The sequence below is a fragment of the Streptomyces sp. NPDC041124 genome (genome assembly GCF_055592385.1).
Genome location: NZ_JBVIYR010000005.1, coordinates 42,343 through 67,679, shown reverse-complemented (window position 1 = coordinate 67,679; position 25,337 = coordinate 42,343). Strand labels below are relative to the sequence as shown.

General features: G+C 70.8%; 17 protein-coding genes. 12 read left to right on the top strand and 5 right to left on the bottom strand.

Going from position 1 to position 25,337, the window contains the following annotated elements:
• Window positions 1-7 precede the first annotated feature (7 nt).
• The 5 genes from ACZ6A9_RS15130 to ACZ6A9_RS15110 all read left to right on the top strand — a co-directional run bounded on the left by ACZ6A9_RS15130 (window position 8) and on the right by ACZ6A9_RS15110 (window position 7,596).
• Window positions 8-766, top strand: coding sequence for a toll/interleukin-1 receptor domain-containing protein (locus ACZ6A9_RS15130; protein ID WP_468984778.1), 759 nt, complete (start codon window positions 8-10; stop codon window positions 764-766).
• Window positions 763-2,778 carry a hypothetical protein gene (locus ACZ6A9_RS15125; protein ID WP_468984776.1) on the top strand — a complete coding sequence of 672 codons (2,016 nt, stop codon included), beginning with the start codon at window positions 763-765 and terminating at the stop codon, window positions 2,776-2,778. Before ACZ6A9_RS15130 ends, ACZ6A9_RS15125 begins: the two co-directional genes overlap by 4 nt.
• Window positions 2,775-3,851 carry a hypothetical protein gene (locus ACZ6A9_RS15120; RefSeq protein ID WP_468984774.1) on the top strand — a complete coding sequence of 359 codons (1,077 nt, stop codon included), beginning with the start codon at window positions 2,775-2,777 and terminating at the stop codon, window positions 3,849-3,851. The genes ACZ6A9_RS15125 and ACZ6A9_RS15120 overlap by 4 nt, the downstream gene beginning before the upstream one ends.
• Window positions 3,852-3,895: 44 nt before the next feature.
• A complete protein-coding gene (locus tag ACZ6A9_RS15115; protein ID WP_468984771.1) occupies window positions 3,896-4,336 on the top strand; it encodes a hypothetical protein in 441 nt (146 codons plus the stop codon).
• A gap of 1,364 nt (window positions 4,337-5,700) precedes the next feature.
• Window positions 5,701-7,596: an ABC transporter ATP-binding protein gene (locus ACZ6A9_RS15110; RefSeq protein ID WP_468984768.1), complete on the top strand. Its 1,896-nt coding sequence runs from the start codon at window positions 5,701-5,703 to the stop codon at window positions 7,594-7,596.
• A gap of 573 nt (window positions 7,597-8,169) precedes the next feature.
• Here the strand turns inward: ACZ6A9_RS15110 and ACZ6A9_RS15105 are convergent.
• Together ACZ6A9_RS15105 and ACZ6A9_RS15100 are read right to left on the bottom strand one after the other, a co-directional pair.
• Window positions 8,170-9,705, bottom strand: a complete 1,536-nt coding sequence (locus ACZ6A9_RS15105) for a glycoside hydrolase family 43 protein (protein ID WP_468984765.1) — start codon at window positions 9,703-9,705, stop codon at window positions 8,170-8,172.
• A gap of 424 nt (window positions 9,706-10,129) precedes the next feature.
• The gene (locus ACZ6A9_RS15100) at window positions 10,130-11,566 is read right to left on the bottom strand and encodes an endo-1,4-beta-xylanase (RefSeq protein ID WP_468984763.1); all 1,437 of its coding nucleotides are present in this window, start codon (window positions 11,564-11,566) and stop codon (window positions 10,130-10,132) included.
• Window positions 11,567-12,144: 578 nt separating this feature from the next.
• On the opposite strand from ACZ6A9_RS15100, the gene ACZ6A9_RS15095 reads away from it, so the two are divergent.
• Complete coding sequence (locus ACZ6A9_RS15095) at window positions 12,145-13,611, top strand: non-reducing end alpha-L-arabinofuranosidase family hydrolase (RefSeq protein ID WP_468984761.1); 1,467 nt, start codon at window positions 12,145-12,147, stop codon at window positions 13,609-13,611.
• Between the two features lie 73 nt (window positions 13,612-13,684).
• Here the strand turns inward: ACZ6A9_RS15095 and ACZ6A9_RS15090 are convergent, their stop codons facing one another.
• The 3 genes from ACZ6A9_RS15090 to ACZ6A9_RS15080 form a co-directional block, all read right to left on the bottom strand.
• Complete coding sequence (locus ACZ6A9_RS15090; protein ID WP_468984759.1) at window positions 13,685-14,266, bottom strand: TetR/AcrR family transcriptional regulator; 582 nt, start codon at window positions 14,264-14,266, stop codon at window positions 13,685-13,687.
• A gap of 61 nt (window positions 14,267-14,327) precedes the next feature.
• Window positions 14,328-15,044 carry an ABC transporter ATP-binding protein gene (locus tag ACZ6A9_RS15085; RefSeq protein ID WP_468984757.1) on the bottom strand — a complete coding sequence of 239 codons (717 nt, stop codon included), beginning with the start codon at window positions 15,042-15,044 and terminating at the stop codon, window positions 14,328-14,330.
• Complete coding sequence (locus ACZ6A9_RS15080; RefSeq protein ID WP_468984755.1) at window positions 15,041-16,165, bottom strand: ABC transporter permease; 1,125 nt, start codon at window positions 16,163-16,165, stop codon at window positions 15,041-15,043. Before ACZ6A9_RS15080 ends, ACZ6A9_RS15085 begins: the two co-directional genes overlap by 4 nt.
• Window positions 16,166-16,860: 695 nt before the next feature.
• Between ACZ6A9_RS15080 and ACZ6A9_RS15075 the strand changes: the two genes are divergently transcribed.
• The 6 genes from ACZ6A9_RS15075 (at window position 16,861) to ACZ6A9_RS15050 (ending at window position 25,217) form a co-directional block, all read left to right on the top strand.
• Window positions 16,861-18,225, top strand: a complete 1,365-nt coding sequence (locus ACZ6A9_RS15075) for an ABC transporter substrate-binding protein (RefSeq protein ID WP_468984753.1) — start codon at window positions 16,861-16,863, stop codon at window positions 18,223-18,225.
• A 79-nt stretch (window positions 18,226-18,304) separates the two neighbouring features.
• Window positions 18,305-19,252, top strand: coding sequence for a carbohydrate ABC transporter permease (locus ACZ6A9_RS15070; RefSeq protein WP_468984751.1), 948 nt, complete (start codon window positions 18,305-18,307; stop codon window positions 19,250-19,252).
• The gene (locus ACZ6A9_RS15065) at window positions 19,249-20,160 is read left to right on the top strand and encodes a carbohydrate ABC transporter permease (RefSeq protein WP_468984749.1); all 912 of its coding nucleotides are present in this window, start codon (window positions 19,249-19,251) and stop codon (window positions 20,158-20,160) included. The genes ACZ6A9_RS15070 and ACZ6A9_RS15065 overlap by 4 nt, the downstream gene beginning before the upstream one ends.
• Window positions 20,157-22,199 (top strand): beta-galactosidase, encoded by a 2,043-nt coding sequence (locus ACZ6A9_RS15060; protein ID WP_468984746.1) that lies wholly within the window; start codon window positions 20,157-20,159, stop codon window positions 22,197-22,199. Before ACZ6A9_RS15065 ends, ACZ6A9_RS15060 begins: the two co-directional genes overlap by 4 nt.
• Window positions 22,200-22,203: 4 nt before the next feature.
• On the top strand, window positions 22,204-23,049 hold the full coding sequence (locus ACZ6A9_RS15055) for a DeoR/GlpR family DNA-binding transcription regulator (protein ID WP_468984744.1): 846 nt from the start codon (window positions 22,204-22,206) through the stop codon (window positions 23,047-23,049).
• Window positions 23,046-25,217: an alpha-galactosidase gene (locus ACZ6A9_RS15050; protein WP_468984742.1), complete on the top strand. Its 2,172-nt coding sequence runs from the start codon at window positions 23,046-23,048 to the stop codon at window positions 25,215-25,217. The genes ACZ6A9_RS15055 and ACZ6A9_RS15050 overlap by 4 nt, the downstream gene beginning before the upstream one ends.
• The last annotated feature ends 120 nt before the right edge of the window (window positions 25,218-25,337 follow it).

Genomic DNA, 25,337 nt, shown 5'->3' with positions numbered 1-25,337 from the left:
CACTGGCATGCCCCACGTGTTCGTCAACTACCGCACCGGCGACGGCGAGCGGACCGCGGCCCTCCTCGACCAGGAGCTGTCACGTCGCTTCGGCCAGGACCGCGTCTTCCGCGCGTCCAGGTCCATCACCCCAGGGGAGGCCTACCCCGAGGTTCTCCTGACCGCGTTACGCCACAGCTGCGTGCTGCTGGCCGTCATAGGACCGGACTGGGCGAACTTCCGCAGTCGGTTGCAAGATCCCGACGACTGGGTGCGCAAGGAGATCGAGGCCGCGTTCGAGTGCGGGCTCATCGTCGTTCCCGTGCTGGACGGCCGCAAGACCGACCGGCTGAACAAAGCGGCCATGCCCCCCGAGCTGGCGCGGCTCGCCGATCTGCAGTCCGTACCGTTCGACAGCACCCACGACACCGAGGCCGGCGTCCGGCGTATCGGCGATCTGGTCGCCGAGCTGGTGCCCGAGCTGCGGGACCTGATCGAGCCCGGCGAGCCGTCGCCGACGTCGACCAGCGTGCACAACTCGATCGGGGACGTGAGTGGAACGTCCGTCCAAGCGGGCGACTTCAGCGGTGACGTCGGCGGCACGATCGTGAAGAACTCCCACGGCACGGTCCACACGGGCAGCGGCAGCATCTACAACAACTCACGCCATGTGTCGGGCGACCGCTACATCTCGGGCACCGGGACGACGTACACCGAGGGCGACCACCACGGGGACGTCCACCAGCGGTTCGGGGAGCCGGAGCGGCCCCAGGACGACCGACGGTGAGCACAGAAAACACCACCCGGGTCGAGAGCACGCGGGGCGTCACGCACACGGGCGACGGCCACGTCTACGTCAACCTCGGCTCCGCTGCCGACGAACCCCGAAAGCCGGTCTTCCGGCAGCTTCCCCATGATCAACTGCGCTGGATCCGAAGGGTGTTAGTCGCTCCGGTCAACATGGGAAGGGCACGCGACACGCTCGAGGAGACGGGCACCGTCATCCTCGACGGTGCTCCCGGCAGCGGTCGCTCGGCCACGGCTCGCGTACTGTTGCGCGAACACCACCGTCCCGGCGGTGCCTTCCGCGAGCTCCTGCCCGCCGAGCGGGACGAGCTGCCGCTGTACGACCCGGCTTTCGTCGACCCGGGCGACCGGCTGCTGCTCGACCTGTCCACCGCGGAGGCCGGTTTGTGGCATGCGGCCCGGGGCGGCCTTCCCTCCCTGCGCCAGACGGTGCGCGAGCGGCGGGCCCATCTCGTCGTCGTCATGCCGCACGAAGGGGCTCTCGATCCCGACCTGCAGCACTTCCGTGTCGAGATCGGACCGCCAGCTTTCCCCATGGAGGTTCTCAGACGACACCTGCGCGCCCACGGCGTGCCGTGCGAGCAGTTTCTCCGGAACGACGTCACTGTCGACGAGTTCCTGAGCGAACGCAAACCCATGCGGGGGATCGCCGACTTCGCCGACCGGATACGCCGTGCCCGCGAAACGGCCGGGCCCGGCGAGGGATTCCCCGAGTGGTGCGCGGCCGCGAAACGTGCGCGCGCCGGGCGCCGCGCCGAAGTCGCCGACCGCGTCGCCGGTTTGCCTGATGCCTCCCAACGCGCCCTGATGGTCGCCGTGTCCATGCTCCACGGCGCGCACGCCGACGTCGTCCACCGGGCGGCCGCACTTCTGCTGAGCACGGTCGGGGCCCCCGAGGAGGAGACTCCGCTCCTCCAGCGCAAGGACCTCGCCCAGCGGCTGTCGGAAATCTCGGCCCGCCCCGGGCCGGACGGTCGCGTGCGGTTCACCGAGCTGGACTACGACTCCGCCGTCCGCGCCCACTTCTGGGACCACATGCCCGACCTGCGGCCGCACCTCGGCGCGTGGGCCGCGCGGGTCGTCGAGTCGAGCGACCCGCATCTCGTGCCGGACGTCCGCGACGGCCTGGTGGCCCGGCTGGCGGGTGAGTATCTGCGAACCGGGCGGCCCGACGCGCTCGCCGCGCTCGCCGATCGGTGGAGCGCACAGGGAGCGGGCAGAGCCCGGTCGGAGGCCGCGGTCCAGGCGCTCACCTGCGGTCTCGCGGACCCCGCCCATGGCAGGGACTTCCGCGAGCGGATCTACCAGTGGTGCGCGTACCGCCAACTGACCGGTGAGTTCGCCCAGGTGCTGGTCCAGGTCTGCGCCGACGTCCTCGCGCTGGACCATCCGGATCACGCCCTGATCCGGCTGCACCATCTCGCCCGGCGTGAGCGCGGCACGGCCCATGCGCTGCAGGCCCTGTGCCACCTGGTGGCCGGCAGCCGACGGCTACGCCGAAGGCTGCTCGACCGGCTGGCCCACGGCGACCTCGCACCGACCGACCTGGCCATCTTTCTGCGCGTCAGCGATCCGGAGCCGCTCACGGACCGCTCCGTCACCACTCGCGCCCTGGTCGACGAGGACGGGGTACGACGCTCGCTGATCGCGTGCTGGCGTGCCGTGCTGACCCACGCGGTGTCGCGGCCGGAAGGCCGACGCGTGGCACCACGGGCAGAGATACAGAGCTGGCTGCACTGGGCGGCAGAGGGCGCCGGTGACCGGGGGGAGGTCCTCCTCGACCTGCTGGTCGCTGCCGCCGACCGATGCGGGGAGGACCGGGGCGCGGCGTTCGCCGCGTTGTACGCGTCCGCACGTCAGGCGGAGTTCACTTCTCCGGGCGCCGGCGCCCACTCCACCGAGACGACCGATCTGTTGCTCCACAAAATCGGCGTGGCACAGAACCTCGGTCCTGCCGCCCCGTCGGCATCGGCCAGAAGGGGGCGATCATGACGACCGCACGCAAGACGACGACCGTGTTCCTCACTGTTATGTGCGGCCTGCTGCTGACCATCGTCGGCCTGGTGCAGCGATGGCCCGGCTGGACCTGGCCAGCGCTGGCCGCGCTTCTTCTCGTGCTGCCCGCGGTGACCTTCCGGGTGGCCTCGCAGCGCCGCGGCCCGGTGCCGGTCAGCTTCGAGGAGCAGCTCACGGCTGCCCCGGTGGAGCGAACTGAGTACCGCGTCAACCAAGTCGCGCTCCCCAGCCTCTGGGACGACTACCACTTCGTCTTCTCAGCGACCGTACGGTGGTGCTTCGCCGACGGTCCGGGGCGCGGCACGGTCGTCAACCCGGCCGGCCTCGCCGTCGACGCGGTCCTCAGCCGGGTCCGCGCGATTGCCGAGAAGCGGGAACCCGGCCACGCCTCGCTCCTTCAGCACGAACTCGGTGGCGCCCTCAGCCGTATGTGCCCGGATTCCACGGGCCACCTCCGGGCGATGGCGGAGGACATCAACCTCACGTTGCCCGACGAGGACCAGGAGCGTCTGGATCGGCTCGCCGGCGTGCGTAAGGACGAGGCGGTCTGGGAGCACCAGCGCAAGTACGAGCAGAGCAAGCGCCGGTATCTGGGCGAGGACGCCCTCAAGGACACCGGCAGCGCCGTCGTGTGGTGGCTCACCAGGAACGACGAGCACGTGGCCAAGACCGTGGCCGATCTCCCCTTGCTGGCGCAGCTGACCTCCGCTGCCAACGACGCCGACATCCCCGAGCGCCTGCTCGAGATGCTGCCGAACCGGCCAGGAGGACCCCGGACGCCGGACATCGGCACGGAGTCCGCCGATCTCCCAGCCCGTGAGCCCTCGGCTGCAGACCACCTGTCGGGGTTCTTCGAAGCTATGGGCTTCGCGGAGGACGACGACCGGCGGGCGATGCTGGCCCGACAGTTCTCGCAGCTCGTCGAGCAGCACAACCGCCACGAGACAGCGGAGGACCTCCTACGCCGATTCGATCCGCCGAGACCTCCCGCTCCCGAGACCGGAGCGGAACCGGCGTCCGACCCAGGGCCGCCGACCGACACGGTCTGACCGTCGACCGGAAGATTTCATCCCTGCGTATCCAGGAGGACGCGATGGACGCAGAACTGGCCGCGATGGCGGCATCGGGGGCCACCACCCTGGTCTCCCTCATGGTCACCGATTCCTGGACTCACGCCCGCGCGCTGGTGGGCCGGTTCCTGGCACGTGCGGGCGCGGACACCGTCGCGATCACCGGCCTGGACGACGCGCGTGCGCGGCTGCTCCTCACGGGCACCGCGGCGGACGGGCGCGCCGCGTCCGGCATCGCGGCCGAGTGGCAGACTCGTCTCTGCGGGCTGGTGGAAGCCGGGGCGCTCACCGGCGAGGAACTGAGTGCTCTCGGGGCGTCGCTGCGCCGACTGGCGGCCGCAGCGGGCCGCCCAGCAACGGTGCACAACACCGTCTCCGGCGGCACCCAGCACGGCCCGATCGTCCAGGCCGGCAACGTCACCGGCCTGGCCTTCCCGCCGGATCCGTCCCCGCGCCGGGAATAGTCGCAGGGCAGGGCAGCAGGCCCCCTGCCGCGGTGCAGGTCAGCAAGCCGGACACCGTCCGGCCCGATGCTGACCTGGAGGCCACGATCACGGCTCTGACCTGCAAAAACACCCAAATGCTGCATCATGGACCTGAACAGAGTACGCAGCATTCAGGACTCCTGTAAGACGGCTCCCTGCCTGCTTCGTGCAGGTCAAGGGCGTTGTTCACTGTTTCGACATGTCTTCGACTCGAAGACCTCCAGGAAAATCGTGCGTTGACCAGGTCTCCCGCATGCGCATTTCTGCGCCAGCCAGGTGTCGCGAAGCCACCGACTAGGCGCACGCGCGAGGAACCGTTCGGGACCGATGCTGAGTGGGTGCTGACTTGCCTGACGCCTCATCAGGCAGGTCAGCAGCATTGAGCCTGCTCGGGGGGTAATCGGATCACGGCTCGCAGGCGAGTGCGAGAGCGGGACGGGAGAGCCGACCAGCACGTTTCTCCACCACACGATCGAACGCTTCCTCGTCATTTCCCCCTCTACGTCATGCCCAAGGCGCATGACCGTGTCGGAGGCCAACGGTTAGCCTCGCCGTTTCACTTGTGGTTGCTGGGCGGCTGAGCGACGGTGTTTGAGGCTGGGTCGGCTGGCGGGCAGGGGGGCCGAGGTACCTCGTCATTCCGCCTGAAACAGGGTGCTCGCATGTCCACGAGCTGGGCATCGAGTGCGTGCGCACCGGAGAACACCTCACCGGCACCGATCGAGTCGCGGAGTGCGCGGAGCGCCTGCCCGCCGACGCGTACACGCAGCTTCAGGACGTCGGTGCCGTCCTGGACCACAACGTCGTCGAGATCGTCGTCGATGCACACCACGAGCCTTGGGCGTGGGGGCCCGAAAACCCAAGCGTCACGCGCGTACCCAACACCGGCGTGTCGGCCACCGGTCGATCGGTGGGCGTCCGGGCCGGGCAAGGATCCGTGGGTCCTACATGCGGCGTCGAGCGCTCCACCTCGGGGTTCCGGCAACGGCTCAAACACGCGTGTTCGATATCGGGGTCCACCTCGTTGAACTCGATGTCGTCGTACAAGGCCCACAGAACAGGGTTGGAGGACCGCAGTTGAGCACAGCAGGCACACGCGAGTTCGACCAGGGCGGCAGAGTTTCTCTTCCGCCGCCGGCGAGGGTCCAGTGCACGGGGCAGTACTCCGCTGCCCCCCTCGCTCAAGCCTCCCTCCGCCGTACGCACCGCTCGGCACGACCGGGCACGAGGTGGGCGGCATGAGCGAGCTCAGCGATGCGGGGCCCACCAGCGTTCCAGGGCCGCGGTCCGCCCCCCTGCCCTTGCCGCCGACGACTGTGCCCGCCGGGCCGGAGGACGGCGACATGACCGAGGCGATGGAAGAGGCGTACTGGTCCGTCCACGACGGCGCCGCCGCCAGTGCCACGGTGCGCCAAGTCCTCGCCCGTCTGCCCAGGATCACCGCCCTGATCGGGCGGCTCGCCTGGCAGGCGGACCGCGCGTCCACCCTCACGGCCGTCGTCTGCCAGCTGGCCTCGGCCGCCATGGCGGCCTTCGGGCTGATCGCCTCGGTCGGAGTGCTCCAGCACCTGTTCGCCCAGGGGCCCACGCCCGATCGCGTACGCGCCGCCATCCCACAGATCCTCCTCGTCGCCGGCTTTCTCGCCGCCCGCGCCCTGCTGGAGGCCGCCGTCTCGGTGGCCCAGGCGCGCGTCACGCCCAAGATCCGCATCGCGCTCGAATGCGAGTTCCTGCGTCTCACAGCGCACGTACGGCTGGAGGCCGTGGAGGACGCCGACTGGCACGACGAGGTGCACCGTGCCAACGACCGCGGGCTCTTCTACGCCCGGATGATCGTCGGGCAGGTCGTCTCCCTGGCCTCCGCGGCCCTCGGACTCATCGGCACCGCCGGCGTCCTGAGCATCCTCCACCCCGCGCTGCTGCCGCTGTTGTTGCTGTCCGTCTTGCCGGTGGGGGCGGCCGCCGTGCACAGCGCTCGGGCCCGCTTCCACTCCTTCAAGCGATGGAACGCGCTGCAACGCCGCGTTCGCGTGTTCTCCTGGCTGCTGCTCGACGTGGACGCGGCCGCGGAGCTGCGCTCCGACACGGCCCAGGACGCCCTGCTCCGGGAACACCGCCGCCTGACCGTCAGGATCGCCGATGAGGACACCCGCCTCGGCGTGAATTCGGCTCTGATCAACCTCGCAGGCCGAGCAGTGGGCGGGGTCGGCACCGGAGTCACGTACGCCGCGCTGGCCGCCATGCTGATCGCCGGGTGGCTTCCCCTCGCCGCCGGAGCCGGTGCCGTCCTGGCCATCCAGTCCGGACGGTCCTCCCTCACCCAGCTCATCGAGTTCGCCCACCTCGTCTACGAGCACGCCCTGTGGGTCGACGACCTGCTCGCCGTCCAGGAGCGCAGTCGCCGTCTCCTGCCCCGTACGGCCGATGTGCGGGCGCCGGGGCAGGTGAAGGAGATCACCGTCCAGGACGTCCACTTCACCTACCCCGGCAAGGACACGCCGGCACTCGACGGGGTCTCCTTCACACTCCGCGCCGGGGAGACGGTGGCGTTCGTCGGCCTCAACGGTTCGGGGAAGTCGACCTGCGCCAAGGTGCTGGCCGGCCTGTACGAACCGCAGCGGGGCAGCGTGAGCTGGGACGGCATCGACGTACGCGGGATGGACGCCCAGTCGGTGCACCGGCAGGTCGCCTGTGTGCTGCAGAACCCGGTGCGGTTCCCCTTCAGCGCTCTGTCGAACATCACCGCCGGCACCGGCACGCTCACCGAGGCCGAACCCCAGCGAGCCATGGCCGCCACGCAGGCTGCGGGAGCCGACAGGGTCATCGCCACCCTTCCCGCTCAGTGGGAGACTCTGCTGTCCAAGCGGTTCAAGGGCGGGCAACAGCTTTCCGGCGGGCAGTGGGCGAAGATCGCCGTCGCCCGGGGCCTGTACCAGGCGGCACCGCTGCTTCTCCTGGACGAGCCGACGGCGAGCATGGACCCGCCGTCCGAGCACGCCGTGTACGAAGCGGTTCTGCGCGGCCGGCTGCGGGCCGACCAGATCACGGTGCTGATCTCCCACCGGCTCGCCAGCGTCGTCGACTGCGACCGCATCCTCGTCTTCGACAGCGGCCGCATCGTCGAATCCGGATCCCACGACGAACTCATGGCCAGCGGCGGCGACTACGCCGCCATGTTCACCCTGCAGGCCAGCGGCTACCAGCCGGGCACTGCCACAGCCGAGGAAGCAGGCCGGTGAACCCCTGCGCCGGGCGCCACTGCCCCTGCGGCCGGACGGGGAGCAGTGCGATGTCGTCGTGACGGGGCGCTGAGCGGTCGGCGTGGTCGCGGAGCCCGTCGGCCGGGGTCCGCGAGGGCCGTCGCCGAGGTGCCGTCCGTGGGCGCGGCGCGATCGCGTGGCGGGTGGGCGACGGGCCGCCACCGCACAGCCGTCCGGTCCGCCGTTGCGTTCAAGGGAGATACGCAGCGAGCCGGCCGTGGGCGACAGTCAAGCGAACCGCCGCCCGTCGGGCGGAGTACGACGAGCCGGGGCCGCCCGCCCTAGCGGTACTGACCCGCAGGCCGGGGACGCGGCTGCCTACCTCAAGCGGCGGCGAGCCAGCCCGCGACGTCCGCCGTCGGGGCGTAGGGACCCTCCGACAGGCACTCGTAGCTGCTGGTAGGGAACGGGTCCACGACCTGTCGGGGTAGTGGTGAAAGCCCGGGTCACGCGGCTCGAAGGCCAGTGTCCGTACGGAAGTCGCGGCCGGCGCGGCACCCCACTCCGTGGAGGGGCGTCTCGGGGCACCCGCCACCCGCCCGTACTCCGGGCTCACACGGGCGGCGCCGGGGACGGGACGTACTCGAACCAGTCGAAGGCGACCGTGCCCTCGGTGGCGTACATGCCGAGCACACGGCCGGTGAAGCCGCAGGCGACCTCGGTGGACAGGTAGCGGCCGTCCAGTTCGGCGAGCGGCCGGGCGTCCGGAGCGTCGGGGTCGCCGAGCCAGAAGGCGATGGTGTCGGGGCCCGTGGTCCCGCCGTCGGTGAGTGCGGGCGACGCGGGCACGAGGTCGGACGTCCGGATCGTCACGGTGAGGGGCAGCGGCCCGGGCGGGGCCGGCCGGCGGGCCACGGTCTGGCGCAGCGGCCCGATCCGGGCGACGACGGCGACCTCCCCGCCCCCGGCCTCCACCTCGTAGTGGTGGGCCTCGTCCAGGCGCACGCAGAGACCGCCGCGTCCCGTGCCCGGGTCGATCAGGGCGGTGACGCGGCAGTCGTGGTGCTGCTGGCGGCGGCCGACGAAGGTGTATCCGGGGCTGTCCAGAGTGGGGCCGGTCGCGTGGAGGACCAGTAGGCCTGGGCGCTCGGTGAGCGACCAGGAGCCCTCCGGGCGGGCGAACGGCGAGATCCAGTGCGGAGCCAGAGCGGGCCCGTCGAAGTCGTCGCGGGCGGGCGGAGCCGGAACGGGACACCAGGCTCCTCCCGGAGCCGCGTGGCGCTCGGGAACGGGGGCGACGACGGGCCAGCCCTCCTCGTCCCACTCCACAGGGGTCAGGAAGGTCTCGCGGCCGAGTACGTGCACGTCGGGTGTGAAGCCGCGGGGGCGGACGCCGAGCAGCACCATCCACCAGCTTCCGTCGGGAGCCTCCACCAGGTCGGCGTGGCCGGTGTTCTGGATGGTGCGGGCGGTACCGCTGTGGGACAGCAGGGGGTTGCCGGGCGCGCCCTCCCAGGGGCCGCGCGGCGAGCGGCTGCGGGCTACGGACACGCTGTGGCCGCGTTCCGTGCCGCCTTCCGCGATCAGCAGGTACCACCAGTCGCCGATGCGGTAGAGGTGCGGCGCCTCGGGGTACTTGAGACCGCTGCCCGACCACGTGGCGAAGGGCCCCTCCAACACCTCGCCCTCGACGGGGTCGATCCTGGCCATGTTGATGCCCCCTTCGGGGCCGGAGAAGGCGCACCAGCAGGTGCCGTCGTCCTCCCACGCCAGGTCGGGGTCGATGCCGGACAGGCCGATCCACACCGGGTCGCTCCACGGCCCCTCGGGCCGATCGGCCGAGACGAGGAAGTTGCCGCCGCCGTCGATGTTGGTGTTGACGACCCAGAAGCGGCCGTCGTGGTGGCGGATCGTGGGGGCGTAGAGGCCTCCGGAGGCCTTGGCGCCGGGGAGGGGCAGCGGCAGTTGCCCGGGCCGGTCGAGCACGTTGCCGATCTGCTCCCAGTGCACGAGGTCCCTGCTGTGGAAGAGCGGCAGCCCGGGGAAGTACTCGAAGCTCGAGCACACCAGGTAGTAGTCGTCACCGACCCGGCACACGCTCGGATCGGGGTGGAACCCGCCGATCACGGGGTTGTCGTACACCTGCACGGAAACGTCGTCCCCCTCGAGCCGCCGGGCACCGTGCGGCGAGTCTAGGACACGCGAGGAAAAGCCAGTTGGACCGCACACCGGCGTCCGCGCGGGCGGCGCCGGGGCGGCGCGGTGCGCCGGGCTCCCGGGGGAACTCAGGACCGCTCCCGGAACGGTGCGTCGGGCACCTCCCCGACACGAGGCCCGCCGAGCCGGCGCAGCAGACGGTGCCGGGCGAAGAACTCGAACCCGTCGACGCGCACGCAGGTCCGCAGGGCGGGCGGTCTTCACGGGGCATCGCGGTACGCGTCGGACTCGGGGATCGCGACACCGGACCCTCGTGACGCCTCACCGGGCCGCGCGGACCGCGAGGGCCGCGAGGGCCGCCGCCGCCACGGCGGCGACCCTCGCGATCATCGGCGTCGTCCTGGTGCGGGCCCGGTCAGGCGCGGGTCCAGCGCTGGTTGTTGCCGTTCGAGCAGGAGTAGAGCTGGATCAGCGTGCCGTTGGCGGTGCCGTTCCCGGCGGCGTCGAGGCAGAGGCCGGACTGGACGCCGACGATGGATCCGTCGGAGTTGAGGCGCCACTTCTGGTTGTCGCCGCCCCAGCAGCTGTAGATCTGGACCTTGGCGCCGTTGCCGGTGCCGGCGGCGTCCAGGCACTTGTTGCCGTAGACCCTGAGTTCACCGGCGTCGGTGTGCGTCCACTGCTGGTTGGTGCCGTTGTGGCAGTCCCACAGCTGGACCTGGGTGCCGTCGGTGGTGCTGCTGCTCGGGACGTCCAGGCAGCGGCCGGAACCGACGCCCTTGAGCGTGGCACCGTCCGGGGGCGGCGGGGTGGTGGAGCCGCCGTTGAGCGCGTTGAGGACCGCGGTGTAGGCGGGCTTCTTGCTGCCGTCGTTGTTGAACAGCAGCGGTGTGTCCCCCGCCCGCCAGGAGTCGCTGTCGCGCACACCCCAGACGGTGACGCCGAGGCAGCGCGAGACGGCCAGGCAGTCGTTGACCACATTGGCGTAGGTCGTGGACGACGCGCCCTGGATGTCGAGCTCGGTGACGGCCACGTCGACGCCGAGGGCGGCGAAGTTCTGCAGGGTGGTGCGGAAGTTGGCGTTGTAGGGGCTGCCGCTGTTGAAGTGCGACTGGAAGCCGACGCAGTCGATCGGCACGCCGCGCTGCTTGAAGTCCCGCACCATGGCGTACATGGCCTGGGTCTTGGCCCAGGTCCAGTTCTCGACGTTGTAGTCGTTGTAGCAGAGCTTGGCGGACGGGTCGGCGGCGCGCGCGGCGCGGAAGGCGACCTCGATCCAGTCGTTGCCGGTGCGCTGCAGGTTGGAGTCGCGCCGGGCTCCGGAACTGCCGTCGGCGAAGGCCTCGTTCACGACGTCCCACTGCGCGATCTTGCCCTTGTAGTGGGCCATCACGCCGTTGATGTGGTCGATCATCGCCTGGCGCAGCGCGCTGCCGCTGAGGCTCTGCATCCAGCCGGGCTGCTGGGAGTGCCAGGCCAGGGTGTGACCGCGCACCTCCTTGCCGTTCTGGACCGCCCAGTTGTAGACACGGTCGGCGGCGGTGAAGTTGAACTGGCCGCGCTGCGGCTGGGTGGCGTCGATCTTCATCTCGTTCTCGGCCGTCACCGAGTTGAACTCACGGTTCGCGATCGTCGCGTACGTGGAGTCGCTCAGCCTGTTCGCGGCGATGGCGACGCCGAAGTAGCGGCCGCTCTGCGCCGCCGCGGCCCCGAGCGTGCTCTCGGCGGCCTGGGCCGACGGCGGCGGCGCGACCAGCGCGCCGGCCATGCCGAGGGCGCCGACGAGGAGCGTCGGCAGCAGAACGCGGAACTTCCGCCGGACGGCGGCTCTGGGTAGGGCATGAAAGCCCATGACTGTGCCTCCAGGGTAAGGGGGATGACGGATTCACCGGGCACCGCGGTCTCGAGGCCCCGGCAGCCTCTCACCCGGTCTGGACGGCCCGGTCGGCCACCGGGTGACGCAGGTGCCGTGGTCCGTGGATCCGTCGTGCGGCTGCGTGCGGCTCTGTGGTGCGGCACCGTCTGCACGGGGACAAGCGTGTCCGACATTTCGAACCGCGGCCGGTTCGTCAAACAGGATGGTGGAGGGTTGACGATGACTCGTCAACCCTCGCGGATGAAAAACTTTCCGCTCCCCATTCGAAAGTTTCGACGCCTTCCGTGCAGCGACTGAGCACTCCGGCCGATGCGGCGCACCGCGCACCACCTGCGACTGCCCCGTCCTGCGCAGGGCCCGTAAGCCCAAGGTGAGGCAACCGAGTTACGGTCGGACCGGTCACAGACCTTGACCGGAAGCCTCCCTCTCCTTAACTTGTGGCGTCACAGAGCCGGGATCACTTCGAAACATTCGAACTCGCTCCAGCCCCGGGGCGGTTGCCGCTCCACCGTCCGTCGGCGCTACCTCACCCCCACCTACAAGGAGGTCCCCCGATGTGGCTTCGCCACGCTTCCCCGGTAAGCCCGAGACGCTTACTCGGCGTCCTCGCGCCCCTGCTGCTGATGGCGGCGTTCCTCGGTGCGCAGCCCGCCGAGGCCGCGACCGTGGACACCAACGCCTCGTACGTGCTGGTCAACCGCAACAGCGGCAAAGCCCTGGACGTCTACAACCTGGCGACCGGTGACGGCGCCCGCATCACCCAGTGGACGCGGAACGACCAGAACCAGCAGCAGTGGCAGTTCGTCGATTCCGGGGACGGCTACTACCGTCTCAAGTCCCGCCACTCGGGCAAGGTACTGGACGTCCACAACTGGTCCACCGCCAACGGCGGCTCGATCGTCCAGTGGTCCGACCTGAACGGCACCAACCAGCAGTGGCGGCTCGCCGACAGCCCGGACGGCCACGTGCGGCTCATCTCGCGCCACAGCGACAAGGCCCTCGAGGTGCAGGGCGCCTCCACCGCCGACAACGCGAACATCGTCCAGTACGACGACTGGGGCGGCACCAACCAGCAGTGGCGGCTCGTCAAGGTCGGCTCCGACACCCCGGGTTCGTGCGATCTTCCGTCGAGCTACCGCTGGACGTCGACGGGCGCGCTGGCGCAGCCCAGGCAGGGGTGGGTCTCGCTCAAGGACTTCACCGTCGCCCCCTACAACGGCAGGCAGCTCGTCTACGCCACCACGCACGACACGGGAACGCGGTGGGGTTCGATGAACTTCGGCCTGTTCACCAACTGGTCGGAGATGGCCTCGGCCGGCCAGAACGCGATGTCCAACTCCACCGTCGCACCCACGCTCTTCTACTTCGCGCCGAAGAACATCTGGGTGCTCGCCTACCAGTGGGGCGGCACCGCCTTCTCCTACCGGACGTCGACCGACCCCACCAACCCCAACGGCTGGTCGTCCGAGCAGGTGCTCTTCTCCGGAAGCATCTCCGGCTCGGGCACGGGACCCATCGACCAGACCCTCATCGGTGACGGCACGAACATGTACCTGTTCTTCGCCGGCGACAACGGCAAGATCTACCGGGCCACCATGCCGATCGGGAACTTCCCGGGCAGCTTCGGCTCGACCTCGACAGTGATCATGAGCGACACGACGAACAACCTGTTCGAAGCTCCGCAGGTCTACAAGCTGCAGGGCCAGAACCGCTACCTCATGATCGTCGAGGCGATCGGCGCGCAGGGCCGGTACTTCCGCTCGTTCACGGCCACGAGCCTGAACGGCTCCTGGACGCCCCAGGCCGCGACCGAGAGCAACCCCTTCGCCGGCAAGGCCAACAGCGGAACCACCTGGACCAACGACATCAGCCACGGCGAACTGATCCGCACCAGTGCCGATCAGACCATGACCGTCGATCCCTGCAACCTGCAGTTGCTCTACCAGGGACGCAGTCCCAACTCCGGCGGTGACTACGGCCTCCTGCCCTACCGTCCGGGTCTGCTGACCCTGCGGCGCTGACGGCACTCGGGGATCCCGCTCCGAGGGGGAGCCGGCGGGGCGGGCCCGGCGTTCCGCCGGGCCCGCCCCGCCGTCATCCCTGCGGAACGAGGCACCGGCGCACCAGGATGAGCGTGCGCTCGGTGACCGTGTCGAGCGGAGCACCTCCCTCGACGGCGGCAAGGGCCGTGTGCAGCATGCCGGCGATCAGATCCGCCGTGAGCGCGGGCTCGGGGACGCCGAGCTGCCGGACGGCCGCCCGGAACGGCTCGACCTGCTCCAGGTGGAGCTCCATCAGACGTTCCAGGCAGGCAGGGGGGAGACCGGCGCTCATGAGGGCGGCGGCGGGCCGGTGCGCCCCTTCGGCGCCGAGGCGGAGGCTTTCCCGGAAGAACGCCTCGACGCGTTCCACCGGGCCGTTCGCGGCGGCCATGGCACGGGTGAGTGCCTCGTCGGAGCGCCGGAACGCCTCCTCCGTGATGGTGGCCAGCAGGGCCGCCGAGGAGTCGAAGTACTGGTACACACTGGAGCGCGCCAGACCCGCGCGGGCGCCGACCGCTGCCGGGGTGACGGCGGCGGCGCCCTCGTTCACCAGGATGTCGATCGCCGCCCCGATCAGCGCCTCGCGCTGCTGAGCACGATGTTCGGCGACGGTGGAGGCGTTGATCTTCGGCATGCGGTGCGGACTCCTGGGTGGCAGACGGGGCCGGGGGCGAGGCGCCGGCCCGCTGCCCCGGTCAGGACAGTCGACCGTCGACCATCTCGTGCACCCGGTCGGCAGCGTCCATTATCGCCGTGTCGTGGGTGACCATGACCGTCGCCGTACCGTGCTGGTGGGTCTGCTCGGCGATCAGCCGGACCGCCTCCGCCGCACGCACCCGGTCCAGTGCCGAGGTGGGCTCGTCCACCAGCAGGACGGCGGGTGAGGTCATCAGGGCCCGGGCGAGGCCCGCGCGCTGGCGTTCGCCTCCGGACAGCTGGTGCGGGCGGGACGCCGTGCGGTGCGGGAGTCCGACCGCCTCGATGAGTTCGTCGGCCCGGGTCCGGGCCGCCGCGTCGAGGCGTCCGTCGATGTGCAGGGGAAGCAGGAGCTGTTCACGGACGGTGAGGGAGGCCAGCAGATTCGACTGCTGGAAGACGAAACCGATGTGGCGGCGGCGCGCCGCGGTGCGTTCCTTGTCCGACAGGGCGGTCAGCTCGGTGCCGGCGATGTGGACCGTGCCGGAGGTGGGCCGCTGGAGGCCTCCGGCGACGGCGAGGAGGCTGGACTTGCCGGATCCGGACGGGCCCACGACGGCGACGAACTCCCCGGGAGCGACGCTGAGGCCGACGTGGTCGAGGGCGGTGACGGCGGTGTCGCCGTCCCCCAGGGTGAGGGTGACGTCGAGCAGGCGCAGTCCGTCGGAGCCCGCGGCGTCCGAGGCGGCCCCGTGATCGGTGGAGGTGCTGGTCATCGGGTGGCTCCCAGAGCGGTGAGGGGGTCGACGGCGGTGATGCGGCGGACGGCGACGACGGCGCCCACGGTTCCGAGGCCGATGAGGAGGCCGGCGGACGTGGCGATGGCCGGGGCGGAGAGGGAGAAGGGGGCCTTGCCGATCATCGCGCTGCCCAGGGCCAGGCCGACGGCGGTACCGACGGCCGTGGCGGCGACGAGGACGGCGACGACCTGGGTGAGGGCGTCGCGCAGGATGTATCCGGTGGGCGCGCCGAGCGCCTTCAGCAGGGCGATCTCGGGCTTGCGCTGCACGGTCCAGACGGTGAAGAACGCACCGACGACCAGGGCGGAGATGGCGTACAGGAAGCCCTTGATCAGGGCCATGGTGCTCGACTCGGCCGTGTAGCCGGGGGACGCGCCGAAGGTGGTCTCCTTGCTGTCGGCGCGGGTGGCGGTCGCCTTCTCGACGGCGGTGACGTCCGCACCGTCCTCCAGGGTCAGGGCGACGGCAGTAGCCTGCCGGCCGGCGGCCTCGGGCAGGTCACCCGGCAGGCCGTAGTGCAGGTGGCGCCAGGTGTCGAGGTCGGTGTAGGCGACGCCGATGTGGCCGTAGGAGATGGTTTCGTCGACCAGGCCGACCACCTTCAGCCGTACCTCGCTCTTGTCCGCGGTCAGGACGTCCCCGATCTCCACACCGAGGTCGGCGATCTCCCGGGTGATGACGATGCCGCCGCCCTCCGTCAGGCTCTCTCCCTCGCCGGGGCTCGGGGCCAGGGGTGAGTCCGCCGCCATGCCGAAGACGGCGAGGTTGACCTGTTCGCCCTTCTCGGCGCCCTCGGTGACCTGGGCGTTGGCCAGGGTGTTCCCGAACGGTTCCGCCCGCTTCACACCCGGGGCCGCGGCCCATGCCTGCCAGTCCTCCTGCTCCACGGTGGAGCGGGAGAACTGTTCGCTGGTCGCCTTCTCGTCGAAGGCCATGTGGGTCACGGGCAGCGCCCGCAGCCCGGATATGCCGGCGTCGGCCAGTCCTGAGGCGAGTCCCGAGAGGAGTACGCCGAGGACGGCGATGAGCGCTACCACGGCGCCCATCAGGGCGAAGCGGCCGCGGGCGAAGCGCAGATCGCGTAGGGCAAGGAACACGGAATCTCCGAGCGGTGAGGGTGACGAGGGAGCGACGGCTGGACGCGCGCGCCCTTTACTCGCATTTGACGACACGACTGTCGGCATCGTATCGGATGTTACCGACGCCCCTGTCGGCACCTAGGGCGTGCGCGCCGCGCACCGACCTGTCGGCCCGCCTCGCGCACGGGTCGTGGAGGACACGGCGCCGGGCCGAACGCGTTCACCCCGCCCGCTTCCGGGTTCACGATCGCGGTCGCGGGGCGGCCACTCCGCCCTGACCCCGATATGCACGAGCGCATCCGCCGGGCCTGACGCGGAACGACGGCTCCCGGCCGGCGTCCCGAGACGCCCGGGAGGGGCACTCGGCCGCCCGGTCGGCCGGACGGCGCCTCCGGGCCGGGGCGCGACGAGGACGCCCGCCCTCACCCCTCCCGGATCCCCGCCGGAGATCCGGCGACCGGCGGGTTAGCGCATGCACATTCACTGAATCGTTCTCTGACAACGTTCGACAATCCCGTCCGGTGATCGGCAAAGCCAACCCTCGCTGGTAGAGACCACTGCCCCCCACCCCACTCACGTCGATAACGTTTTATGTTTGGTTCCGTGATCTCCCGATGGACTGTGTTGACTTTACGAGTCGTTAACAGTCAATGTGTGCGCAACCCGACCGCTCCGAGACACGTAGCAGAGCGGCACGCACCTGAGGAGACGCCATGTCACTGCGGACACAACGCCCCGCGCTCCGCCGGGCCCTGGTGGCCCTTGCCGCTCTCCCCCTGCTCGCCACGGCGGCATGTGGAAGCTCCGACTCCGGGGACAGCGCCTCGGGCGGTCAGGGCTCGTGCGAGAAGAGCGACGGCAAGGTCAAGCTGACGTACTGGTCATGGATCCCCGGCGTCGAGAAGGCGGTGGCCGAGTGGAACCGCCAGAACCCGGACATCCAGGTCTCCGTCAAGTCGACCCCGAACGGCAACGCCGGCACCTACCAGAACATGTCGAACGCCCTGAAGGCGGGCAACGCTCCCGACCTCGGTCAGATCGAGTACGACTCCCTGGCGAGCTTCCGCCTCCAGGAGGGCCTCACCGACATCGCCGCGTGCGCGGGCGTCAAGGACGCCGAGGACGACTTCGTCAAGTGGACCTGGTCGCAGGTGACCTTCGGCTCCGGCGGCGAGGACGGCGTCTGGGCGGTGCCCCAGGACACGGGACCGATGGCCCTCTTCTACCGCAAGGACCTGTTCGAGAAGCACGGCATATCCGTCCCGGCGACCTGGGAGGAGTACTACCAGGCGGCCAAGAAGCTGAAGGCGGCCGACCCGAAGGCGTACATGACGCACTTCTCGCAGACCGACCCGAACTGGTTCAGCGGCCTGCTGTGGCAGAAGGGCGCGAACATGTTCGGCCAGGAGGGCGACGCGTGGAAGGTCGACGTCGACAGCCCGGCCGCCGGCGAGGTGGCGGACTACTGGCAGAAGATGATCGACGAGAAGCTGGTCGCGACCGATCTGCAGGGCTTCTCCCCGGCGCTCTACAAATCGTGGAACGACGGTGAGGTCGCGACCTGGGTCAGCGCCGCCTGGGGCTACAGCACCATCCGCGACAACGCGAAGTCGACCTCCGGCAAGTGGGGCGTCGCGCCGATGCCGCAGTGGTCCGCGGGCGAGAACAAGGCCGGCAACTGGGGCGGCTCGACGACGGCGGTGCTCGGCAAGAGCAAGCACCCCTACGAGGCCGCGAAGTTCGCGCTGTGGCTGAACACCGACCCGAAGGCACTGGAGATCCTCAACCGTGAGGGCGGTCTCTACCCCGCGGCCGTCAAGGGGCTCGACCTGGAGGCCCTGCAGCAGCCGGTGGACTTCTACGGCGGTCAGAAGATCTTCGACGTCTTCGCTGACGCCTCCAAGAACGTCACCACGGACTGGACCTTCGGCCCGACGATGACGGACACCTACCGCTTCATGGGCGACGGCATCGCGGGCGCCCTGGGCGGCAAGGGAACGCTCAAGGACGCGCTCGCGCAGACGGACACCAAGACGGTGGACTCCCTGGAGAAGCAGTCCCTCGAGGTCGCCAAGTAAGTGACGGGGACCGGCGGCGCGTCACCACGCCCGCCGGTCCTCTCCCCCTCGTCAAGGAAGCCTGGGAAGAGACCACGCCATGACCGCCGACCGGACGGCCGCGACAGCGGCGCCACCAGCGAAGACCACCACCGCCCCCACCGCACCGCGCCGCAGACGGAACTGGGCACCCGCCTTCTTCCTCCTGCCGTTCTTCATACCCTTCGTACTTTTCACCCTGGTTCCGGTCGGCTACGCCTTCTACCAGAGCCTGCTCAAGACCGAGCGGACCGGCGGCACCTTCGGCCGCAAGACGACCGTGTTCGCCGGCTTCGAGCAGTACAGGGAAGTGCTGGGCGACAGCGAGTTCCTCGCCAGCGTCGGCCGGGTGCTGCTCTTCGGCCTGGTGCAGATCCCCGTGATGCTGCTGCTGGCCCTGGTGCTCGCGCTGCTGCTGGACTCCACGGTGGCCCGCCTCAAGCGCTTCTTCCGCATCGCCTACTTCGTGCCGTACGGCATCCCCGGTGTGATCGCGGCGCTCATGTGGGCGTTCCTGTACGACCCCCGTCTGTCGCCCGTCGTGGAGCTGCTGGACGAGGTCGGGTCCGCACCGGACTTCCTCGGCTCGTCGATGATGCTCTGGTCCATCGGCAACATCGTGACCTGGACCTACACCGGGTACAACATGCTGATCATCTACGCCGCGCTGCAGGCCGTCCCGGCCGACATCTACGAGGCGGCACGCATGGACGGGGCGAGCGAGGCGAAGATCGCCTGGCGCATCAAGATCCCCATCCTGCGTCCGGCGCTCATGCTGACCGGCGTCTTCTCGATCATCGGGACCCTGCAGCTGTTCACCGAACCGCAGGTGCTCCGCTCGATCTCCACCAGCGTCACCAGCACCTACACACCGAACCTGGCGGCCTACTCGCTCGCCTCGTCGGACAACTACAGCGAGGCCGCCGCCATGTCGGTGACGCTGGCCCTGGCCACGTTCGTCCTGTCGTTCGGGTTCCTCAAGTTCACGGGTCGAAAGGCCGAGTCATGAGCCTCCTCACCGACACCGCGGGTGCCCACGCGCCCGCGCCGGCCTCGAAGAAGGCGTCCCGCGGCCCACGGGAGAGCCGTCTGTCGGTGGCCGTCGCCACCGGCTTCCTGGCCGTGATCGCCGTCTACATGCTGCTTCCGGTGTTCTGGCTGATCGTCTCGGCCACCAAGAGCCAGGGCGACCTGGTCGACACGTTCGGTCTGTGGTTCTCCGACTTCCACCTGATCGACAACCTTCGGGCACTGTTCGCCAAGCAGGATGGGGTCTTCGTGCCCTGGCTGCTCAACAGCCTCCTCTACGCGGGCGCGGGCGCGGCCGTCGGCACGCTCCTGTCCGCCATGGCCGGTTACGCCCTGGCCAAGTACCGCTTCCGGGGGCGGGAGTTCCTGTTCTCCGTCGTGCTCGGCGGGGTGCTGGTCCCGGCGACGGCGCTCGCGCTGCCGCTGTTCCTGCTCTTCGCCAAGGTGGGCGCCACCAACACCTTCTGGGCGGTCTTCCTGCCGAGCATCGTCAGCCCGTTCGGCGTCTACCTCTCGCGCATCTTCGCGGCCGCCTCCGTGCCCGACGAGCTCCTGGAGGCCGCCCGCATCGACGGCTCCGGGGAACTGCGGACCTTCTTCACCATGGCGGTGAGGCTGATGTCGCCCGCCATGGTGACGATCTTCCTCTTCCAGTTCGTGGTCATCTGGAACAACTTCCTGCTGCCGCTGGTGATGCTCCAGGACGACCGGCTCTACCCGGTCACCCTGGGCCTGTTCACCTGGCAGTCCCAGGTCAGCCGCGACCCGTCGCTGCAGATCCTCAGTCTCACCGGGTCGCTCGTCTCGGTCGTCCCGATCGTCATCACCTTCCTGGTGCTCCAGCGCTACTGGAAGGCCGGCCTCGCGGCGGGAGCGGTGAAGTCGTGAACGACAACGCACTCAAGCAGCTGTCCGACCGGCTCGGCGGCATCGCCTACGGCGGGGACTACAACCCGGAGCAGTGGCCGCGCGAGGTGTGGGAGGAGGACGTCCGCCTCATGCGTGAGGCCGGCGTCAACCTCGTCACCGTCGGCGTCTTCTCCTGGGCGCTGCTCGAACCGCGCCCGGGGACGTACGAGTTCGGCCTGCTCGACGAGGTCATGGACCTGCTGCACGCGAACGGCGTCGCCGTCGACCTGGCGACGGCCACGGCGTCCCCGCCGCCGTGGTTCTCGGTGCGCCATCCCGAGGCGCTGCCGGTGACCGCCGACGGCGTCCGGCTGATCCACGGCTCGCGGCAGACGTTCTGCCCGAGCAGCCCCGCGTACGCCGAGGCGGCCGGCCGCCTCACCGAGCGGATCGTGGAGCGCTACCGCGACCACCCCGCGCTCGTGCTGTGGCACCTGCACAACGAGTGGGGCAACCACAACGCGCACTGCTTCTGCGACACCAGTGCCGAGGCCTTCCGCGACTGGCTGCGGGAGCGGTACGGCGACCTCGACGGCCTCAACGAGGCGTGGGGGACGGCGTTCTGGAGCCAGCGCTACGGCGACTGGGCGGAGGTCATGCCGCCGCGCGCCACCGCGGCCGTGGCGAACCCGACCCAGCAGCTGGACCACTGGCGGTTCTCCTCGGACGCGCTGCTGGCACTGCACCGGCGCGAGGCGGAGATCGTGCGCCGCCTCTCCCCCGGTGTGCCGCTGACCACCAACCTCCTGGTCACCCTGGAGAAGAAGGTCGACGGGTTCTCCCTCGCCGGGGCGTGCGACTTCGTGTCCGTGGACCAGTACCTGACGGCCGCGGACCCCGAGGCGCACATCGGGCTGTCCCTCGACGCCGACCTCGCGCGCGGCATGGGCGGCGGCGCTCCCTGGCTGCTGATGGAGCACTCCACCTCGGCGGTCAACTGGCAGCCGCGCAACGTCGCGAAGACCCCGGGGCAGATGCGGCGCAACAGCCTCGCGCACGTGGCGCGCGGCGCCGACGGCGTCCTGTACTTCCAGTGGCGCCAGTCGAAGGCCGGCGCCGAGAAGTGGCACTCCGCGATGCTCCCGCACGGCGGCACGGACACCAAGACCTGGCGCGAGGTCACCGCTCTCGGCCGGGACCTGAGGGCCCTGGCGGAGGTCCGTGGCACCCGGGTGGTGTCGGACGTGGCGCTGCTGTTCGACTGGAACGCCTGGTGGACCCTCGAGATGGACGCCACCCCCTCGCAGGACCTGCGCTACCTCGACCTGGTCCGGGGCTGGTACGAGGCACTGTGGTCGCTGGGCGTGACCTGCGACCTGGTGCACCCCGGGAGCGACCTGACCGGGTACCGGCTGGTCCTCGTCCCCAGCCTCTGCCTGACGAGTGACGCGGACGCCGCGGCGCTGAGCGGGTACGTCGCGGACGGCGGGCACGCGGCCGTCGGATTCTTCAGCGGTGTGGTGGACGAGCACGACCACGTCCGCCTCGGCGGTCATCCGGGGGCGTACCGGGACATGCTCGGCCTCCGGGTGGACGAGTTCTTCCCGCTCCGGGAGGCGGAGACGGTCCGGCTGTCCGACGGCTCACGGGCGACGGTCTGGAGCGAACTCGTCGAGCCGCGCGGGGCCGAGACGGTCCTGTCGTTCGCGGCGGACCCGTCGTCCGGCGGCCCGGTGGCGGGGCACCCGGCGGTCACGCGGCACGGACACGGCGACGGTGTGTCCTGGTACGTGGCGACGCGTCCGGAGGCGGAAGCGCTGCGCACGCTGCTGGCCCGGGTCTGCCGGGAGGCCGGGGTCACCGCCGCGGCCGAGGTCCCGGCCGGCGTCGAGGCGGTCCGCAGGCGCGGCCCGGACGCCACCTACCTGTTCCTGATCAACCACTCCCCGCGCGACGTGTCCGTCCCGGCGGCGGGCACCGACCTGCTGAGCGGCGCCACCGCCGACGGCGAGGTCGTCGTCCGCGCGGGCGACGTCGCGGTGATCCGGGAGCCCGGCTCCCCCTCGGCGGACGGGTGACGGCGTGCTCGCCAGGCAACGGCAGGAGGACATCGCCCGGCTGGTCCGGCAGCACGGCTCGATCCGGGTGAGCGCGCTGACGGAGCGGTTCGACGTGTCCCACATGACGATCCGGCGTGACCTGGAGGCGCTCGCGCGCCGGGGCCGGCTCGACAAGGTCCACGGCGGTGCGGTCGCGCCGGCCCACGGCAGCGACGTGGAACCGGCGTTCGCGGAGAAGATGTCCCGTCAGGTCGCGGCCAAGGAGGCCATCGCGGTCGCGGCCGCCCGGCTGGTCACTCCGGGCTCGGCGATCGGCATGACCGCCGGGACGACGACGTGGACGCTCGCCCGGCTCCTCCTGGACGTCCCGGACATCACGGTGGTCACCAACAGTGTGCGGGTGGCGCAGGTCCTGCACACCCACCGGCGGCGGACGCAGACGGTGGTGCTCACCGGAGGGGTGCGCACTCCTTCCGACGCGCTGGTGGGGCCGGTCGCGGTCACCGCTCTGCGCACGCTCCACGTCGACGTGCTGTTCATGGGGGTGCACGGCATGGACGCGCGGACCGGCTTCAGCACGCCGAACCCCCAGGAGGCGGAGACGAACCGGGCGATGTGCCGCTCGGCCCGGCACACCGTGGTACTGGCCGACCACACCAAGTGGAACGCGACCGGCTTGGCGAGCATCGCCCCGCTGGGTGCGGCCGACACGCTCATCACCGACTCGGGCATCGACGGACACGGCCGTGACGTGCTGGAACACGGTGTCGGTGAGCTGACCGTGGTCACGCCGTCCCGTTCCTCCCCGCGGGCCGCTTCCCCCCGACCCCCCGTCCCTCCCCGACCGATCGAAGGTGCCCGCACGTGACCACCGACCGTTCCTCCCACCTGGTCCACTTCCGTTCGGGCGGCACGAGCCTGGTCCTCGACTGCTCGGGACCCCGCCTCCCGCGGGTACTGCACTGGGGAGCCGACCTCGGAGACCTGGACGCGGACACACCGGGCGGTGGGGGCGACCTCGTCTCCCTCGCCACGGCGAGCGTCGCCGAGCTCGGCACCAGCGTTCCCGACGTCCAGGTGCCCGTGAGCGTGCTGCCCGAGCAGTCGGCCGGCTGGCTGGGCACCCCGGGACTGTCCGGCCACCGCGAGGGCGCCGACTTCTCCTGCGCCTTCACCGTGCGGGAACTGCGGTTCCCGGGCCCCCGCTCGCTGACGGTCGAGGCCACGGACGAGCAGGCCGGGCTCGGCCTGCGGTGGGAGCTGGAGCTGACCCCCTCCGGTCTGGTCCGCCAGCGTGCCCGTCTCACCAACCAGGGTGAAGGCCCGTACACGCTGGAGGCGCTGCAGCTCGCCCTGCCGGTGCCGGCCCACGCGGCCGAAGTGCTCGACCTGACCGGTCGCCACCTGCGGGAACGATCGCCGCAGCGGCACGAGTTCACCCTCGGCACGCATCTGCGGGAGAACCGGCGCGGACGTACCGGTGTCGACGCCACCCTCCTGCACGCGGTGGGTGAGCGGGGCTTCGGCTTCCGAGGTGGCGAGGTGTGGAGTCTGCACGTCGCGTGGAGCGGCAACCACCGCACCTTCGCCGAGCGGACGAACGCCGGGGTCTGCCTCCTCGGCGGTGGCGAGCTGCTGCTGCCGGGTGAGATGCGCCTCGGGCCCGGTGCCGCGTACACGACCCCGTGGCTGCTGGGCTCGTACGGTGACGGTCTGGACGCCATGGCGGCGCGCTTCCACACGTACCTGCGGCAGCGTCCCCACCACCCGGCCACTGCGCGTCCCGTCACCCTCAACACCTGGGAGGCCGTCTACTTCCGGCAGGACCTCGGTACCCTGACCGCCCTGGCGGACGCGGCGGCGGAGGTCGGAGCCGAGCGGTTCGTGCTGGACGACGGGTGGTTCCGCGGTCGCCGCGACGACCGGGCGGGCCTGGGCGACTGGTACGTGGACCCCGAGGTCTGGCCGGAGGGGCTGCATCCGCTCGTCGAGCACGTCCGCTCCCGCGGCCTGCAGTTCGGTCTCTGGGTCGAGCCGGAGATGATCAACCCCGACTCGGACCTGGCCCGGGCCCACCCGGAGTGGATCCTGTCGGCGGCCGGGCGCATGCCGCCTCAGGCCCGGCACCAGCAGGTGCTCGACCTGGGCAGGCCGGAGGCGTACGCCTACGTGCTCGAGCGGCTGGACGCCCTGGTCGGCGAGTACGCCGTCGACTACCTCAAGTGGGACCACAACCGCGACCTCATCGACGCGGGCAGCGGCCGGCACGGCGTGGGCGGGGTGCACGCGCAGACCACCGCCGTGTACGCGCTCATGGACGAGCTGCGCCGGCGCCACCCCGGGCTGGAGATCGAGTCCTGCTCGTCGGGCGGCGCCCGGGTGGACCTGGGCATCCTCGAACGCAGTGACCGGGTGTGGACGAGCGACTGCATCGACGCGCTGGAACGGCAGCAGATCCAGCTCTGGACGGGCCTGTTGCTGCCGCCCGAGCTGATGGGTGCGCACGTCGGCGCCCCCGCTGCGCACACCACGGGCCGCACGCACGGTCTGGACTTCCGCGCCGGCACCGCGTTCTTCGGCCACATGGGGATCGAGTGGGACCTCACCCTGGCGACGCCCGACGAGCGCCGCAGGCTCGCCGAGTGGATCGCGGTGCACAAGCGGCTCCGGCCGCTGCTGCACGGGGGGACCGTGGTCCACGGTGACGCCCATGATCCCGCCGTACTCGTGCACGGCGTCGTGGCCCCGGACCGGTCCCACGCGGTGTACGCGGTGGTGCAGAAGGCCACGAGCGTGCAGATGCCGACGGGCCGCGTGCGCCTGCCCGGGCTGGCGCGGGACGCGCGCTACGCCGTGACGCCCCTGCCGCCGGGGGACGCGACCCGGGGGCCGGTCACCAGTCCGCTTCCCTGGTGGGCGCCGGAGGGCGTCGAACTGCCGGGCCGTGTCCTGTCCGTGCTCGGCGTGCAGGCGCCGACCCTCCATCCGGAGAGCCTCGCGCTGATCGAGGTCCGGCGGATCGCACCGCGGGCCTGAGGCGTCCGTGCGGGAGGGCCGGCAGGGCCGGTACGCCCTGCCGGCCCTCCCGCACGAGCACGGCGGCCGTCTTCCTGACCGGTGGTCAGGACATCAGCTTCGGCCGCGACTCCTGTGCGT